Source organism: Collinsella aerofaciens (assembly GCF_039062365.1).
Classification (GTDB): domain Bacteria; phylum Actinomycetota; class Coriobacteriia; order Coriobacteriales; family Coriobacteriaceae; genus Collinsella.
This window is the reverse complement of the sequence record NZ_JBCJBI010000003.1, coordinates 78,748-93,560: the sequence shown is the minus strand read 5'-3', so window position 1 is coordinate 93,560 and position 14,813 is coordinate 78,748. Positions and strand designations below refer to the sequence as shown.

Here is a 14,813-nt window from a genome sequence, read left to right as displayed (position 1 = left end):
ATAGACGGGCATTTTAGCTACCCCAATGAGCTAGCTTTGCTGGGCTCGGCGGGCGGCGCGGCGGGCGCGGACTTCTTGGATTTCCTCCAAGTGGCTAATGATCTCGGAGGCACTCTCCTCGATCGCCTTGCCATCGGTACGCACCACAAAGCAGCCTAGGCGCTTCATGAGGGCACGGGCTTCCTCGAGCTCGCTGCGCACACTCTCGGGCTCGGCATAGGAGCCGGCAACGGCACGGGCGTAATCATCGCCCAAGCGGCTATCGCGAATCTCAGAAATAACGTCGACGGTCGAAATCAGGCCGAACAGGCGCGTCGGGTCAACCTCGTAAATCGACTTCGGCGGCTCCATGCCATGGGCCAACGGAACATTGGCAACCTTGTAACCCTGATAGGCCAAATACATCGACAGCGGCGTCTTGGACGTGCGGGATACGCCCAGCAGCACGATATCGGCTCCCGAAAGGTCGTCGCAGCCGCGTCCATCATCGTGCTCAACGAAATACTCCATGGCCTCGATACGATGGAAATAGCGGTCATCAGTCTTGTGAATCACGCCCGCGACGCCCTTTGGCGACACACCGATGAGCGACGACAGCACGGCGAGCGTCGGGCCGATCAGGTCGACCGAACGGATATGCAGCATACCCAGGTAATCGAGCACGCGGGCGCGAAGCGCCGGATCGACAATGGTGTGGAACACGGCGATATCGCGATGGTCCGCATCGACACGCGGCCCCACAAATGACTTGACCTGCTCCACGGAGGTCACCTTGGGCAGGCGCAAAACGCGAAAAGCCCCTTCATCAAATTGCCCGGACGCCGCAAGCACCACCTCACAAGCGGTATCACCGAGCGAGTCGGAGATAACGATGACGGTGGGACGAGCGGTGACCGGGCAATCCATGCGGGGCTCCTTTTGCGCTTATGCGCAGGCTGGCTTACTTTTTGCGGGCAAGCTCACCGATGTTGGCGATGCCGGAGAAAACGGCCTCGAAGCGGTTGAGCAGCTTAAGGCGATTATCGCGGAGCTGCTCGTCCTTGTCCATGACCATAACCTCGTCGAAGAAGCGGTCAATGGGAGCACGCAGGGCGGCGAGGGCGGCAAATGCGGCCGGGTAGTCCTCGGCAGCAAGGGCGGCATCTACAGCGGTCTGAGCAGCCTCGGAGGCGTCGGCAAGCGCGAGCTCGGCCTCGCCCATCAGGCTGCGGTCGTACTTCGCACCCAGCTCGGGCTTGGAGATGTGCGCGGCGCGGGCATAGGCGGTCGCCAGGTTGTCGAACGTCTCAGCGTCGTTCTTGCGGGCCTCGTCGAGGGCGGCGCAGCGGGCGAAGAAGACGGACGGGGCGATGATGTGCACTGCAGAGACGGCGGCAACGGTATCGGCCGGGATCTTTTCGTCGCGGGCCATGCTCACCAGGCGGCCATGGAAGAAGTCACGAACCTGCTGGGCGACCTCGGCGGCGTCGAACTCAATGCCCTGCTCGCCATAGAGCTCGAGGGCGAAGTCGATAAGCGACGTGGGGTCGATCGGCAGACGGTCGCGCAGGATATTGATGATGCCGATAGCGGCACGACGCAGCGCGTAGGGGTCCGAAGAGCCGGTCGGGGGCTCGCCGATGGCAAAAATACCGGCGATGGTATCGAGCTTGTCGGCACAGGCCACGATGCAGCCAGCGGTGCCCTCGGGCAGCTCATCGCCGGCGAAGCGGGGACGATAATGATCGCGAATGGCGTGGGCGACCTCGTCGTTCTCCCCCATCGCGGAGGCGTAATAACCGCCCATCACGCCCTGCTGGCTCGTGAACTCAACGACGGCGTTCGATACCAGGTCGGCCTTGCACAGGTGAGCGGCGCGAGCGGCATCGGCGGCAAGGTGGGCACCCAGATGGGCCTCGCGGGCGATGGCGAGCGCGAGCTGCTCAATACGCTCGGACTTGGCGAGCACGCTACCGAGCTTCTCCTGGAAGGCGACCTTGGCCAGACGCTCGCGGAACTCGTCGAGGGAGATCTTCAGGTCCTCCTCGTAGAAGAACTTGGCGTCGTCCAGACGGGCGCGCACGACGCGCTCGTTGCCGTCAATCACGCGCTCGGCATTCTCGGGCTTGCTGTTGGAAACGACCACGAACTCACGCGTGAGCTTGCCCTCGCCGTCATAGATCGGGAAGTAGCGCTGGTTGGTGAGCATGGACTCGCAGATAATCTCGTGCGGGACATTGAGAAACTCCTCATCGAAGGTACCGACGAGCACCGTCGGCCACTCGCAGAGGTTAATGACCTCCTCAAAGACCTTCTTGGGCGTATCGACATGGCAGCCGGGACGGGCAGCCTCGACCTCGGCGATACCGGCGAGGATGGCCTCACGACGACGCTCGGCAGAAAGCACACCGGCGTCCTCGAGCACCTGCTCGTAAACAGCGGGGCTGGCAACCACATGGTCGCCAGGGCCAAGTACGCGATGACCGCGCGTGATGTTGCCACTCGTCACGTCAGCAAACGACACGGGCACAACATCCTCGCCCAAAAGGCAGCAGATCCAGCGGACAGGACGCACGAACGTCGCGTGCTCGTGGCCCCAGCGCTGGGAGCGGTAGTTGGGCCACTGCAGGCCGGCGATGGTCTTCTCGCACAGGGCCGTCAGGATCGGGGTAGCCGGTGCGGAGGGAATGTTCTTCTCGGCGAACACATACTCGCGACCGTCGGTGTCCTCGCGACGGACCAGATCCTCGGCAGCCACACCGCACTTGCGGGCAAAGCCCTGGGCGGCCTTAGTGGCGTTGCCGTCGGCATCAAAGGCAATGTTTGCCGCGGGACCGCGCTTGACCTCGTGAACCTCATCGGTCGCGGTGGCGACATTAGCCACGAGCGCGGCAAGACGACGCGGGCTCGAGATCACGCGGACCTCGCCGTGAGCCAGACCGGCCTCGTCGAGACCCTTGGCGATCATGGTGCCAAGCTGCTTGACGGCATTGTTCAGCGGTGCGGAGGGCATTTCCTCCGTACCGATCTCAAACAGGAAATCCTTAGCGTCTGCCATGGCTTACGCCACCTCGCCTTCCTGGTCGGCATTCTCGTTGACTCCGGCGACCTCGGCCATGTAGGCCTCGCAGCACGCCTTGGCGACGGCGCGGACGCGCAGGATGTAGTTGGCACGCTCGACCGCGGACAGGGCGCCGCGGGCATCGAGCAGGTTGAAAGCGTGGCTGCACTTCATGACGCAGTCATATGCCGGCAGCGGCAGCTTGCGCTCCAGGCAGGAATGGCACTCGGCCTCGTAGTCATCAAACTTCTGACGCATCATCTCGACGTTTGCGACCTCAAAGTTATAGGCACTGAACTCGCGCTCGTTCTCGAGGAACACGTCGCCATAGGTCATGGGCGTGCCGTCGGGCAGGTAGCTCCACACCAAGTCGTAGACCGAGTTAACGCCCTGCGCATACATGGCAATGCGCTCTAGGCCATAGGTGATCTCGACGGGTACGGGGTCGACCTCGATGCCGCCTACCTGCTGGAAGTACGTAAACTGCGTGACCTCCATGCCGTTGAGCCAGACCTCCCAGCCAAGGCCCCAGGCGCCGAGCGTCGGGCTCTCCCAGTCGTCCTCGACAAAGCGGACGTCATGGTCGTTGGGGTCCAGACCGATAGCGGCAAGAGACCCCAGGTAAAGCTCCTGGGCGTTGACCGGTGAGGGCTTGATGAGCACCTGGAACTGATAGTAGTGCTGCATGCGGTTGGGGTTCTCGCCGTAGCGGCCGTCGGCGGGACGGCGGCAAGGCTGCGCATAGCAGGTGCGCCACTCGGCGGGACCGAGCGAGCGCAGCGTGGTCGCGGTATGGAAGGTACCGGCACCGACCTCGGAGTCATAGGGCTGCATAATGACGCAGCCCTGCTCGCCCCAGTACTGCTGGAGGCGCAGGATGATGTCTTGGAAGGAAAGCGATGAAGCGTTCATGCCTCTAATATCCCCTCGTCGAAACGATTACACGGTTAGGTACTGTACTATAGCGGTTTTTAGTCGATAGCGCCGATGCGGTTGAGCGGCCAGTAGCGAACGAGTGCCACAGCGATCAATTCGGAGCGGTCGACGGGACCAAAGTAGCGTGAGTCGGCAGAGTTTTCGCGGTTGTCGCCCATCACCCACACGCACCCGTCGGGAACGGTGTAGGGATAGCTCACCTGAGCACCGGGCGCTTGGACCGAAAGCGGCCAGCTCATGCCCGTCGTATAGTCCTCGTCGAGCGCTTGGCCGTCAACGACCACCTTGCCATCCTGCAGGTCGACCGTCTGGCCGGCCGTGGCAATAACACGCTTGACAAGAACATCATGCTCGGAGGTGCCATCGGGGTTGTGAAACACCACGATATCGCCCTGCTTGACGGGCTGACCGAGCTCGAGGCTCACCTTTTGTGCCAGGATCTGGTCGCCAATCTCGATCGTGGACTCCATGGAGCCGGTGGGCACCACAAAGGGCTCGACCACAAAGGTACGGATCAGGAACGTGGCCACAAGCGCGATCGCGATGACCGCGATCCACTCAAAAGCGCCCCTCAACGCGGAATGCTGCGATGGAACCATTCTCACTCCTCGCTCTGCGAATACGAAGCGTCCAAAATCTCCTGCGCGTAAGCGCGCTCCTCGGGCGTGAGCCGCGCTGTCTCGATCAGATCGGGACGCCAGCGGCAGGTGCGCTCGATGGCGTTCTTGCGACGCCAGGCATCGACCTTGGCGTGATCGCCGCTCACAAGCACCGGCGGCACGCCCTCGCCGTTGAACTCGGCGGGACGGGTGTACTGCGCGTACTCGAGCAGGCCTCCGTCCTCGGCGGTCGAGAACGACTCGTCGACGTTGCTCATCTCGTCGCCCAGGGCGCCGGGAATCAGGCGTACGACGGCATCGGTAACGACCATAGCGGGAAGTTCGCCGCCCGTGAGCACATAGTCGCCGATCGACAGACGCTCATCGGCATACGCATACGCGCGCTCGTCGACGCCCTCGTAGCGACTGCACACAAACAGCAGGCGCTCACTTTTGAGCAGGCGCTCGGCCACATGCTGCGTAAAAGGCTCGCCACAGGGGGTAAAGAACACCACAGTGGGCTTGGGACCCTCTGCGCTAATGGCCTCGATGGCCTCGGCGATAGGCTCGACCTTCATGAGCATGCCCTGCCCGCCGCCGTACGGCTCGTCATCGACGGTACGATGGCGGTCGTGCGTCCAGTCGCGCAGGTTATACGCCTTAAAATCAAAAAGGCCGGCCTTGCGGGCGCGGCCCAAAATCGACGTGGACATGACGGGCTCAAACATCTCGGGAAAGACCGAAAGGGTCTCAATCAGCATGTTGTCCTCCCTACTTGTCCATATCGATCAGGCCGTCCATCACGTGGACGGAAATTGTTCCTGTGTCGGGAAGATCGAGCACAACCTGCTCGATCACGGGAATCAGTACCTCGCCGTACCGATCACCCTCGACAACCCAAACATCGTTAGCGGGCGTCGACATGATCTCAACGATCGTGCCGAGCGAACCGAAGCGCTCGTCGACCACCTCGCGACCCATCAGGTCGGTATAGGCAGCGTCGAGCGAATCGACCTCAAAATCGTCACGATTTGCCAGCACGTAGCATCCCGTGATGCCCTCGGCGGCCGTCAAGTCGTCAATGCCCTCAAACGAGACCAGATCGCCATCGCCCGTATCGGTGACGGACACGACCGTGCAAAAGCGGTCGCGCTTGAGCGCCGGCGGCGTCAGGGCGACGCGCATACCCGGCTCTAATACAGAAGGAAGCCCCCGCAGCGGCTGCGCGAGGACCTCCCCCTTCCTTCCGTGCGGCTTGACCACACGGGCGATGTTTTTGTACTGGGACCTCAAGGTCCTAGCCCAGAACCTCTACCTCGACAGCAGTGTCGAGGCGAGCGGCCAGTGCACGGGCGAGCGTGCGAATGGCCTTAATGGTACGGCCACGACGGCCGATGACCAAAGCGACGTCATCCTCGGCGACCGAAACCTCAATCGTAGAGGCGTCGTCACCATCGATGACCTCAAGGCTCACGGAATCCGGGTCGTCGACGATCTGAACAACGAGATATTCGACGAGATCGGCGATGCGATCTGAGAGCATTGCCTCACCCTCGAGCTGTGCAGCGTCAACCTCAGGCACGATTTACTCCTCGGCGCCCTCAGCGGCCTCAGCGGCAGCCTTAGCGGCCTCGGCCTCTTTGGCGAGCTGCTTCTTGGACTTCTTGACGACGGTCTCGGTCTTCTCGCCCTCGTTGGCGGCCTTGACCAGAGCGGCGACGGCGTCGGTGAGCTGAGCGCCCTTGGACTGCCAGTCGGCGATCTTCTCGAGGTCGAGGTTGATGGTCTTGGGGGCGGTCATCGGGTTGTAGCGGCCAACCTCCTCGATGATACGACCGTCACGCGGGGCGCGGGAATCGGCGACGACGACACGGTAGTACGGACGCTTCTTAGCGCCGTGACGAGCAAGGCGAATCTTGACTGCCAAAGGAAACTCCTCCAACCAAGCAGCTTTAGGCTGCAACTACAAACAAACAGTTGAACATAATACGCCATCGACGCGGGCAGGTGAAGTCCGTGAGACCAACTTCTTCGGTGTAGTCGAGGGCAAATCCATATCTTAGACAAGAATTCGGGATTTGCAAGCACATACACGCACCCCACATGAGCTGCGCGGTATACTCATGACATGGAAAGACGCGAACATACATACGGTTATGAGGATGCCATGGGCGTCACGCCGCCTCCCTGGACGGGTCCAGCGGTGGGCCTGATGGACCTCGATGCGTTTTTTGCGAGCGTGGAAATGCTCGATCATCCCGAATGGCGCGGAAAGCCGCTCATCGTGGGCGGAGACGCCGATTCGCGCGGCGTCGTGTCCACGTGTTCGTATGAGGCACGTCGCTTTGGCGTGCACTCTGCCATGGCCTCGGCCGAGGCGCGGCGCTTGTGCCCGCAAGCCATTTGGACGCATGGGCATTTTGATCGCTACCGCGAGGTGAGCGCGCAGGTCATGGCGATTCTTGCCGAGGAGACGCCGCGCGTGGAGCGCGTATCCATCGACGAAGCCTTTATCGATATCACACCGGGTCGCTTTGCGCCCGAAGACCCGCTGCTGGTTGCGCGACGTATAAGCGACCGCGTGGCAGGGCTGGGAGTGACCTGTTCCATTGGCGTGGGCTGCAACAAGACGGTCGCAAAGATCGCAAGCGAGCGGGATAAGCCGTTCGGGCTGACCATCGTGCGCCCCGGAACCGAGCAGCGCTTTTTGGCCGCGCTGCCGGTATCTGCCATGAGCGGCATCGGGCGCTCGGCCGAGGAGCGACTGCGCCGCATGCGCATCTACACCCTCGGCGAGCTATCACGTGCACCAGAATCCACCTTGGCCTCTATTTTTGGCGTCAACGGCGAACGCATGCGCAAGCGTGCGTTGGGACTCGAAATCTCCGAAGTCACGAGTCTCGATGAGGAGCGCGAGGTCAAGTCGGTCAGCAATGAACGCACCTTTGCTAAAGATTTGACTGAGCGTGGGGATATTGAGGCGGCGATTGCGCTGTTGGGAGAGTCAGTGGGACGCCGCCTGCGCCGTCAGGGGCTGACGGGTGCCACGGTAACGCTCAAGCTTAAGTATTCGTATGGCAGCGGACGTACGGCACAGCGCCGGCTGCCTCATCCGACCGACGATGAGAACATCTTCGTGGCGGTTGCACTCGACCTTCTCGACAACATCTGGCAGGAAGGCATGCATGTTCGCTTAGCGGGCATCGGCATGAGCGACTTCGACCACCAAGGCGGCATCCAGACCGACCTGTTCTGCGAGATCGATGACCGCGGAGCCCAATCCAGCGACCGCCGCGACCTCTCCGTCGCCATCGACGCCGTCCGAGACAAATTCGGCGACACCGCCCTTTCCTTCGGCCGCCAATCCCGCTTCAACGATTAACCGCCTTTGGGCAAAAAGAAAGCCGGGCAGGTGCGGAAAACCGCACCTGCCCGGCGATATGCGTGAGGGTAGCTAACCCCGTCTCAAATGAGCTACTAGAGGAGGTTGAGGGGGAGCTGGGGGGCGTCGCCCCAGAGCTTTTCTAGGCGGTAGAAGTCGCGGGCTTCAGGAGTGAAGACGTGGACGACAACCGAACCGTAGTCCATGAGCATCCAGGTCTTCTGCTCGCGGCCCTCGATGGAGAACGGATGCTCGCCGCAAGCCTCGGCGACCTTCTCCTCGATCTCGTCGACGATAGAATCGACCTGGCGGTTGTTGGTACCGGTGGCAAGCACAAAGTAGTCGCATACGTCGGAAAGCTCGGTCAGGTCGAGCACCTGAACGTCCTCGCCCTTCTTGTCGTAGGCGGCCTGCGCGGCGGCGCGGGCGACATTCTCGGCGGCGACACCGCTCACGGACAGCGAGGCGGCAGTGCGGTCGGACGTGGCGGCGAAGCTCTTGTGCTCCACACCTTCAAGAATCTGCTCGTCGGTCATGGTCTCGTCGGCCATGGAATACCTCTTTCTAGACAGCCCGAGCTAGCGCAGCTGGGCGTAATGGTTGTAAATCGTAATAGCCGTGGGATAAAGATAGCGCCCGGACTGGATCACATAGACCAGACCCTGCGCAAAACAGGAGAAGAACAACTCATCGAGCGTCGACTCCCCCACCATCTTGCGCAGCGCATGCGCATAGTCGCCGTGGCGGTTGGGCTCGATGGCATCGGCCACAAAGACCACCATATCGAGCGGCGTCATATCGCAGGCACCCACGGTGTGACGGTCGACAGCCTGGAAAACGGCCGGCGACAACTCGGGAAAAAGCTGCGGAAGCTCATAGGCGGCAACAGGGCCATGCAAAAGCGGCGTCGCGGCAGAAGGAGAGCCGGCAATCTTAATGCCGTAATGCAGAGCGCGCGTGACCAGCTCGTCATCGGAAAGCACCTTGTCCCAGTCGTGGATCAAGCCGGCGGCAGCGGCATCAAAGCGGTCGACGCCGTAGACCTCGGCCAGATGAAGTGCGGTCTCGGCAACACCCAGCGAATGCACATAGCGCTTGCGCTTATCCTTCATGCGAACATCGAGCAGCTCTTGAATGCGCTTGAGCAGCGCGCGCTCATCGCCCTCAAACTGATCCTCTACCGACAACGTAGACCCCCATCACTCAAAATCCTCTTGGCCCAAATCGGCATATAGCCTGCGCTTGCGAATGTAGCCGAGCACGGACTCGCTCGTAAGATAGCGCACGCTCATGCCGCGGGCAACTCGCTTACGAATGTTCGTCGAGCTGATCGCCAGCGCCGGAATCTGAATATAGCGCACGTCGAACGGCAGCCCCGACTCTTTGATTCGGGCACGCGCCGTATCGATATCAAAGCCCGGTCGCGTCGCCGCAATAAAGGTAGCAAGCTCAGCGATTCGTTCGGCATCATGCCAGGTCACGATATCGATAATCGCGTCGGCGCCCGTAATAAAGTAAAGCTTTACCTGCGGCGGGTAAAAGTCGCGAAGGGCATGAAGCGTATCGGCCGTATAGGTTACGCCCGGACGGTCGATCTCGAACCGGCTCGCCAAAAAGGCCGGGTTCGCGGCGGTGGCGAGGACCGTCATGGCATAACGGTCCTCGGCAGGCGTCACCGGCTTGTCAAGCTTAAAGGCAGGAGAGCCCGCCGGCATAAAGAGCACAGCGTCCAAGTCGAGCGACTCGCGCGCCTGCTCGGCAGTCACCAAGTGCCCGTAATGAATCGGGTCGAATGTGCCGCCCATAATGCCGAGCCTAAACTCCCGCCCGTCCTCTAGAGGAAGCTCGGGCAGACCGATTCCACCGCGCAGCGACATGGCTTACTCGCCCTCCGAGGTCTCGGCATCGCCCGCGGCATCCGCCGCATCGACAACCTCGACGCCCTCATCCGCAGCATCGGCCACGTCAATGGCCTCAACGGCAACGTCCTCGCCAGCATCATCGAGCTCCTCGTATTCCGAGAAGTCCTCGGCGCCCTCAAAGTCAAAGGCGCGCTGGCAAATGCGGACCTCGTCGCCCGCACGGCAGCCGGCCTTCTCGAGCGCATCGTCGACACCCATGCGCGCAAACTTATGCTGCAGGTAGATGACGGCTTCCTCGTTTTCCCAGTCGGTCTGGATGACCATGCGCTCGATGGCGCGACCGACAACGCGGAAGGCACCGGGCTCTTCCTGGACAATGCGGAACCGCTTCTCGCGCTGCAGACGGCGGCGCTCCCACTCATCGTCGCGCAGATCGACCGGCTCATCAGAGACCGCCAGCTCGGCGCGAAGCTTAGCTACCTGCTCGCCCACGGCAAGCATCAGCGTGTTGAGACCGGCACCCGTCACGGCGGACACGGCAAAGAACATATGGCCGTCGTCGAGCGCCGCACGCTTAAGGTCGGCAATCTTGTCAGCCGTGCCCGGCGCATCGCACTTGTTGGCGACAACGATCTGCGGGCGCTCCGAGAGCTCTGCGCCATACTGTTCGAGCTCGCGGTTGATGATGTGGTAATCCTCAACCGGATCGCGATCCTCAAAACCGCCCGTCATGTCGACGACATGCATGATAAGAGCCGTGCGCTCAATGTGGCGAAGGAACTGATGGCCCAGGCCCTTGCCCTCGCTCGCGCCCTCGATGAGACCGGGGACGTCGGCAACGACGTAAGAATATTCACCGGCACGCACCATGCCCAGATTGGGCACGAGCGTGGTGAACGGGTAGTCGGCGATCTTGGGGCGGGCGGCACTCATGCGTGCAATGAGCGAAGACTTACCCACCGAGGGAAAGCCCACGAGCGCGGCATCGGCCATAAGCTTCATCTCGAGCTCAATCCAGTGCTCCTCGGCCGGTTCGCCCAGCTGAGCGAACGCGGGCGCGCGGCGCACCGATGTCACAAAGTGGGTATTGCCCAGGCCACCAGCACCGCCGGGCGCCACGACAACGCGCTCGCCATCGTGCACCAGGTCGGCAATCTCGAACATCGGGGTCTGCGTCTCGGGGTCGAGCTCGCGCACCACGGTACCCATAGGGACCTTAAGAATCAGGTCCTCGCCGCTCTTGCCATTGCGACGAGCGCCCTGGCCATGCGTGCCGCGCTCGGCGCGGAAGTGATGCTTAAAGCGGTAATCGATCAGCGAAGACAGCTGAGCATCGGCCTGGATGACGACATTGCCGCCACGACCGCCGTCGCCGCCATCGGGGCCGCCCTTGGGAACAAATGCCTCGCGCCTAAACGACATGCATCCGGCTCCGCCGTCGCCGCCGCACACGTTAATGCGGCTGATATCGGTGAACTGTGACAACAGAATCGCCTCCTACAAAAAAGAGGGAGACCCTTGAATCCTAAAACTCAAGTGCCTCCCACATATGTGCTCTATGAAGGGTGAATTACGCGTTCGCGAGCGGGCGTACGCTGACCCTGTGCTTGATACCCTTGTGGAACTCAACGGTACCGTCGACCAGCGCGAACAGCGTGTCGTCCTTGCCACGGCCAACGTTCTCACCCGGGTGGATGTGCGTGCCGTGCTGACGGACGAGAATCGTGCCCGTGGTTACCGTCTGGCCGGCGAAGCGCTTCGTGCCAAGGCGCTGACCGCGGGAGTCACGGCCATTACGGGAGGAACCGAGTCCTTTTTTGTGTGCCATTGTGTATACCTACTCTTTCGTTACGAGTGTAATCTACTCGGCGACGGGAGCCTCGGCAACAGCCTCGGCCTCTGCCTTGACAGCCTTCTTGGCGCGGGACGTAGCCTGGACCTTCACGATCTTCAGCTTGGTGAGCTGCTGACGGTGACCCTTCAGACGACGATAGCGCTTACGCTTGTGGAACTTGAAGACCAGCTGCTTCTCGCCCTTGAACTGCTCAACAATCTGAGCGGTAACTTTGGCCTTGGCCAGCTTGTCGGGATCGGTGACGATCTTCTTACCATCGTTGAGGAAGATAACCGGCAGGGTGACCTTGTCGCCCTCATTGCCCTCGATCTTCTCGACGGTGATGACATCGTCGGTGGCGACCTTGTACTGCTTGCCGCCCGTGTTAACGATTGCGTACATGTTTACTTGCCCTTCATGCATCAGTTAGTGCAACAGCCGAATATAGTAGCAGGCGATAATACCCCCGTCAACGAGTATGTGGAGCAAATCCACAAGTTCGCACAGGTATGGGGCTGACGAGTCGGCCCTCGTCGTCCTCGCATGCTTGATTCTGACGCTCGACATCGTAGGAGCAGATGGTCACGAGGTCTTGCATACCGGTGGAAACAATAGGTGCATCCACGCCCGGGGTCAAGCCCTGCAACAAAACATCAGCAGCGGAAAGCAAAATTTCCGGACGCATGGAGCCCTCGTTGTCGGCATGGGTGTCGAGCATAAGCACCAGATGGTCCGGGCGCTCCCCCGCCGTGAGCTCATAGCCCACGAGCGTGTGATCCAAATCCAAGCGCTTGCTCTTTTTGCCGCGCGCGTAGTCGATGCCATGTTCCGCGCGCAGCGTGTCGATCGCACGACGCACCTCGTCGGCGCGTACGGGCGCCTCGGGATCCAAGTGCAGGTCGATGCGGTACGACAGGCGCGTGAGCTGCGCCGTCAACGCCGGTGTGCGCACGTCGATGTACGCCGCCTCGATGGGCGCCAGATCGGCCGGAGACGCCGCAGCCAGGCGCCCAAACGCCTCGTCGAGCGCCACAAACTCGGTCATAAACAGGTCATACCACTCGCGGGTCGACGACGTACCCACCGGTAGCGCCGAAGAGAAGCCCACGCGCATGTGCGGAGAGAAGCCCTGCGTAACGGCATAGGGAAGTCCCGCACGGCGCACGATGCGCTCAATGGTGTGGATTACTTCGAGATGGCCCAGGTACTTAAGGCGATCGCGCTTGCCATAGCGAACACGAAGCCTAAAGAGCGTGGGGTTGTCGGTCAGGCGCTCACTCATGCGCGATCACCTATCAATACATTCTTGGCGTGGAGCGTGGGGCAGATCCCACAGCCGGTACACGACGTGCGGGTGCAGTCGGGAGTCGTGACGCCCTCGAGCGAGCGACGGTACTCGCGCTCGAGGAAACCGCGCGTGCAGCCGGGGCTCACGTGCTCCCACGGCAGGCGCCAGTCCAACTCGTAGGGCAGGTGTACGAGCTCATTGAGGTCGATGCCGTTTTTGGCAGCAGCCTCCTTCCAGTTATCGAGCGAGAAATGCTCTACCCAGGCGTCAAAGCGAGAGCCCGAGCGCCAAGCGTCGATGATGACGGGCGTCATGTCACGACCGGCGCGGGACAGTGCGGCCTCAATGAGCGAGGTCTCGGCATCGTGGTAATGCACACGGACGGCACGGTTGCGAACGCTCGTGATAAGCAGCTTCTGGCGACGCTTGACGTCGTCGTAGTCGAGCTGCGGGCACCACTGGAACGGCGTGGCAGCCTTAGGGATAAAGACCGAAACCGAAATGGACACCGAGATCGAGCCGCGACGAGCCTTGGGCACCACGGAACGACCGAGCTCCAGCACGTGATCGGCCAGATTGGCGATGGCCACGATGTCCTCGTCGCGCTCGCCGGGAAGGCCCATCATAAAGTAGAGCTTCATGCGGTTCCAGCCGGCCTCGAAGGCCGCCTTGGCCGCACGGTCCAGGTCCTCCTCGGTCACGTTCTTGTTAATGATGTCGCGCATGCGCTGGCTGCCGGCCTCGGGCGCGAACGTCAGGCCGCCCTTCTTTTCGCCGGCGACCGACTCGGCCATATCCACGCCAAACGAATCCAGGCGCTGCGACGGAATAGATACGCGAATACCCGTATCCTCCAGGCGACGATTGAGCCTGCCGAGCACGTCGCGAATACAGGAGTGGTCAGTCGTGGAGAGCGAGGTCAGCGACACCTCGTCATAGCCGGTCTTTTCCAGACCCTGAATCACCGACGAGACGATCTGGTCGGCCGAGCGCTCGCGCACCGGGCGATACGTCATGCCGGCCTGGCAAAAACGACAGCCGCGGGCACAGCCGCGCAGGATCTCGATAGACAGGCGGTCGTGGACCAGCTGCGCATAGGGCACGCACGACTGCGACAGCGGATTCGTGGCGCCGAAATCCTTGACGACGCGCTTGTAGACCACGGTCGGCGCATCCTTGCCCTCACGCGGCACGGTGTAGCCATGCGGTGAGCAGGGCTCGTCGTGACGAACCTCATAGAGCGACGGCACGTAGTTGCCGGCAATGGATGCAAGCTGCTCAACAATCTGCGCGCGCGGGACCCCTTCGTCACGCAGGCGGCGATGCAGCTGGCAGGTCTCGAGCAGCGATTCCTCGCCCTCGCCGATGAGGATGGCATCGAAGAAGGCCGCGTACGGCTCGGGGTTGTACACCGAAGGACCACCGGCGATGATAATGGGGTCGTCCTCGGTGCGGTCGGCCGCCAACAGCGGAATGCCAGCGAGGTCGAGAGCCTCGAGGAAGTTCGTCACCGCCATCTCGTGCGGCACATGCAGGCCGACCATATCAAACGAAGCGACGGGGGCAGCACCTTCGAGCGACAGCAGCGGAATACCCGCCTCGCGCATGGCGTCACCCATATCGGGCCACGGCACATAGCCGCGTTCGCAGGAGATGCCCTCGGCCTGGTTAAGAATGTTGTAGAGGATGGCGATACCCTGGTTGGGCAGACCGACCTCGTATACGTCCGGATAGATCAGGCAACAACGGTAATCGGCATCGGCCTTGGAAAGCGTGCCCCACTCGTGATCGATATAGCGGCTCGGCTTCTCGACCTTGGCGAGCAGCGGCTCAATTAAATGAAAACAGTCTTGGTATGCAACGCGCAACGGA

General features: G+C 61.7%; 17 protein-coding genes. 1 reads left to right on the top strand and 16 read right to left on the bottom strand.

Features of this window, described 5'->3' with window-relative positions; translation table 11 throughout:
• Positions 1–30 precede the first annotated feature (30 nt).
• The 8 genes from ABCN01_RS02520 to rpsP are packed head-to-tail and all read right to left on the bottom strand — an operon-like array spanning position 31 to position 6,502.
• Positions 31–906, bottom strand: a complete 876-nt coding sequence (locus ABCN01_RS02520) for a pyruvate, water dikinase regulatory protein (protein ID WP_342996340.1) — start codon at positions 904–906, stop codon at positions 31–33.
• A gap of 34 nt (positions 907–940) precedes the next feature.
• Complete coding sequence (glyS, locus tag ABCN01_RS02515; RefSeq protein ID WP_342996342.1) at positions 941–3,037, bottom strand: glycine--tRNA ligase subunit beta; 2,097 nt, start codon at positions 3,035–3,037, stop codon at positions 941–943.
• A gap of 3 nt (positions 3,038–3,040) precedes the next feature.
• Positions 3,041–3,952, bottom strand: a complete 912-nt coding sequence (locus ABCN01_RS02510) for a glycine--tRNA ligase subunit alpha (protein ID WP_006236091.1) — start codon at positions 3,950–3,952, stop codon at positions 3,041–3,043.
• 59 nt (positions 3,953–4,011) lie between these two features.
• On the bottom strand, positions 4,012–4,575 hold the full coding sequence (gene lepB / locus ABCN01_RS02505; RefSeq protein ID WP_342996343.1) for a signal peptidase I: 564 nt from the start codon (positions 4,573–4,575) through the stop codon (positions 4,012–4,014).
• A 2-nt stretch (positions 4,576–4,577) separates the two neighbouring features.
• Positions 4,578–5,336, bottom strand: coding sequence for a tRNA (guanosine(37)-N1)-methyltransferase TrmD (trmD, locus tag ABCN01_RS02500; protein WP_342996344.1), 759 nt, complete (start codon positions 5,334–5,336; stop codon positions 4,578–4,580).
• Between the two features lie 10 nt (positions 5,337–5,346).
• Positions 5,347–5,868 (bottom strand): ribosome maturation factor RimM, encoded by a 522-nt coding sequence (rimM, locus tag ABCN01_RS02495; RefSeq protein WP_342996345.1) that lies wholly within the window; start codon positions 5,866–5,868, stop codon positions 5,347–5,349.
• Between the two features lie 4 nt (positions 5,869–5,872).
• Positions 5,873–6,118, bottom strand: coding sequence for a KH domain-containing protein (locus ABCN01_RS02490; RefSeq protein WP_425458732.1), 246 nt, complete (start codon positions 6,116–6,118; stop codon positions 5,873–5,875).
• 42 nt (positions 6,119–6,160) lie between these two features.
• Positions 6,161–6,502: a 30S ribosomal protein S16 gene (gene rpsP / locus ABCN01_RS02485; RefSeq protein WP_022094749.1), complete on the bottom strand. Its 342-nt coding sequence runs from the start codon at positions 6,500–6,502 to the stop codon at positions 6,161–6,163.
• 201 nt (positions 6,503–6,703) lie between these two features.
• On the opposite strand from rpsP, the gene dinB reads away from it, so the two are divergent.
• Entirely contained in the window at positions 6,704–7,957 is a 1,254-nt protein-coding gene (gene dinB, locus ABCN01_RS02480; RefSeq protein ID WP_342996347.1) for a DNA polymerase IV, read from the top strand.
• A gap of 95 nt (positions 7,958–8,052) precedes the next feature.
• On the opposite strand, the gene rsfS is transcribed toward dinB, so the two are convergent.
• The 8 genes from rsfS to ABCN01_RS02440 all read right to left on the bottom strand — a co-directional run bounded on the left by rsfS (position 8,053) and on the right by ABCN01_RS02440 (position 14,809).
• Entirely contained in the window at positions 8,053–8,508 is a 456-nt protein-coding gene (gene rsfS, locus ABCN01_RS02475) for a ribosome silencing factor (RefSeq protein ID WP_342996348.1), read from the bottom strand.
• 27 nt (positions 8,509–8,535) lie between these two features.
• Positions 8,536–9,069: a bis(5'-nucleosyl)-tetraphosphatase (symmetrical) YqeK gene (gene yqeK / locus ABCN01_RS02470; RefSeq protein WP_193221482.1), complete on the bottom strand. Its 534-nt coding sequence runs from the start codon at positions 9,067–9,069 to the stop codon at positions 8,536–8,538.
• 87 nt (positions 9,070–9,156) lie between these two features.
• Positions 9,157–9,834 (bottom strand): nicotinate-nucleotide adenylyltransferase, encoded by a 678-nt coding sequence (gene nadD / locus ABCN01_RS02465; protein WP_035138584.1) that lies wholly within the window; start codon positions 9,832–9,834, stop codon positions 9,157–9,159.
• A gap of 3 nt (positions 9,835–9,837) precedes the next feature.
• The gene (gene obgE / locus ABCN01_RS02460) at positions 9,838–11,304 is read right to left on the bottom strand and encodes a GTPase ObgE (protein WP_342996349.1); all 1,467 of its coding nucleotides are present in this window, start codon (positions 11,302–11,304) and stop codon (positions 9,838–9,840) included.
• Positions 11,305–11,389: 85 nt separating this feature from the next.
• Positions 11,390–11,647 carry a 50S ribosomal protein L27 gene (rpmA, locus tag ABCN01_RS02455; protein WP_089573443.1) on the bottom strand — a complete coding sequence of 86 codons (258 nt, stop codon included), beginning with the start codon at positions 11,645–11,647 and terminating at the stop codon, positions 11,390–11,392.
• 33 nt (positions 11,648–11,680) lie between these two features.
• Positions 11,681–12,055, bottom strand: coding sequence for a 50S ribosomal protein L21 (gene rplU, locus ABCN01_RS02450; RefSeq protein WP_035138585.1), 375 nt, complete (start codon positions 12,053–12,055; stop codon positions 11,681–11,683).
• Between the two features lie 67 nt (positions 12,056–12,122).
• Complete coding sequence (locus tag ABCN01_RS02445) at positions 12,123–12,935, bottom strand: TIGR03936 family radical SAM-associated protein (protein ID WP_342996350.1); 813 nt, start codon at positions 12,933–12,935, stop codon at positions 12,123–12,125.
• Positions 12,932–14,809: a TIGR03960 family B12-binding radical SAM protein gene (locus ABCN01_RS02440; RefSeq protein ID WP_342996351.1), complete on the bottom strand. Its 1,878-nt coding sequence runs from the start codon at positions 14,807–14,809 to the stop codon at positions 12,932–12,934. Before ABCN01_RS02440 ends, ABCN01_RS02445 begins: the two co-directional genes overlap by 4 nt.
• Positions 14,810–14,813: the final 4 nt, after the last annotated feature.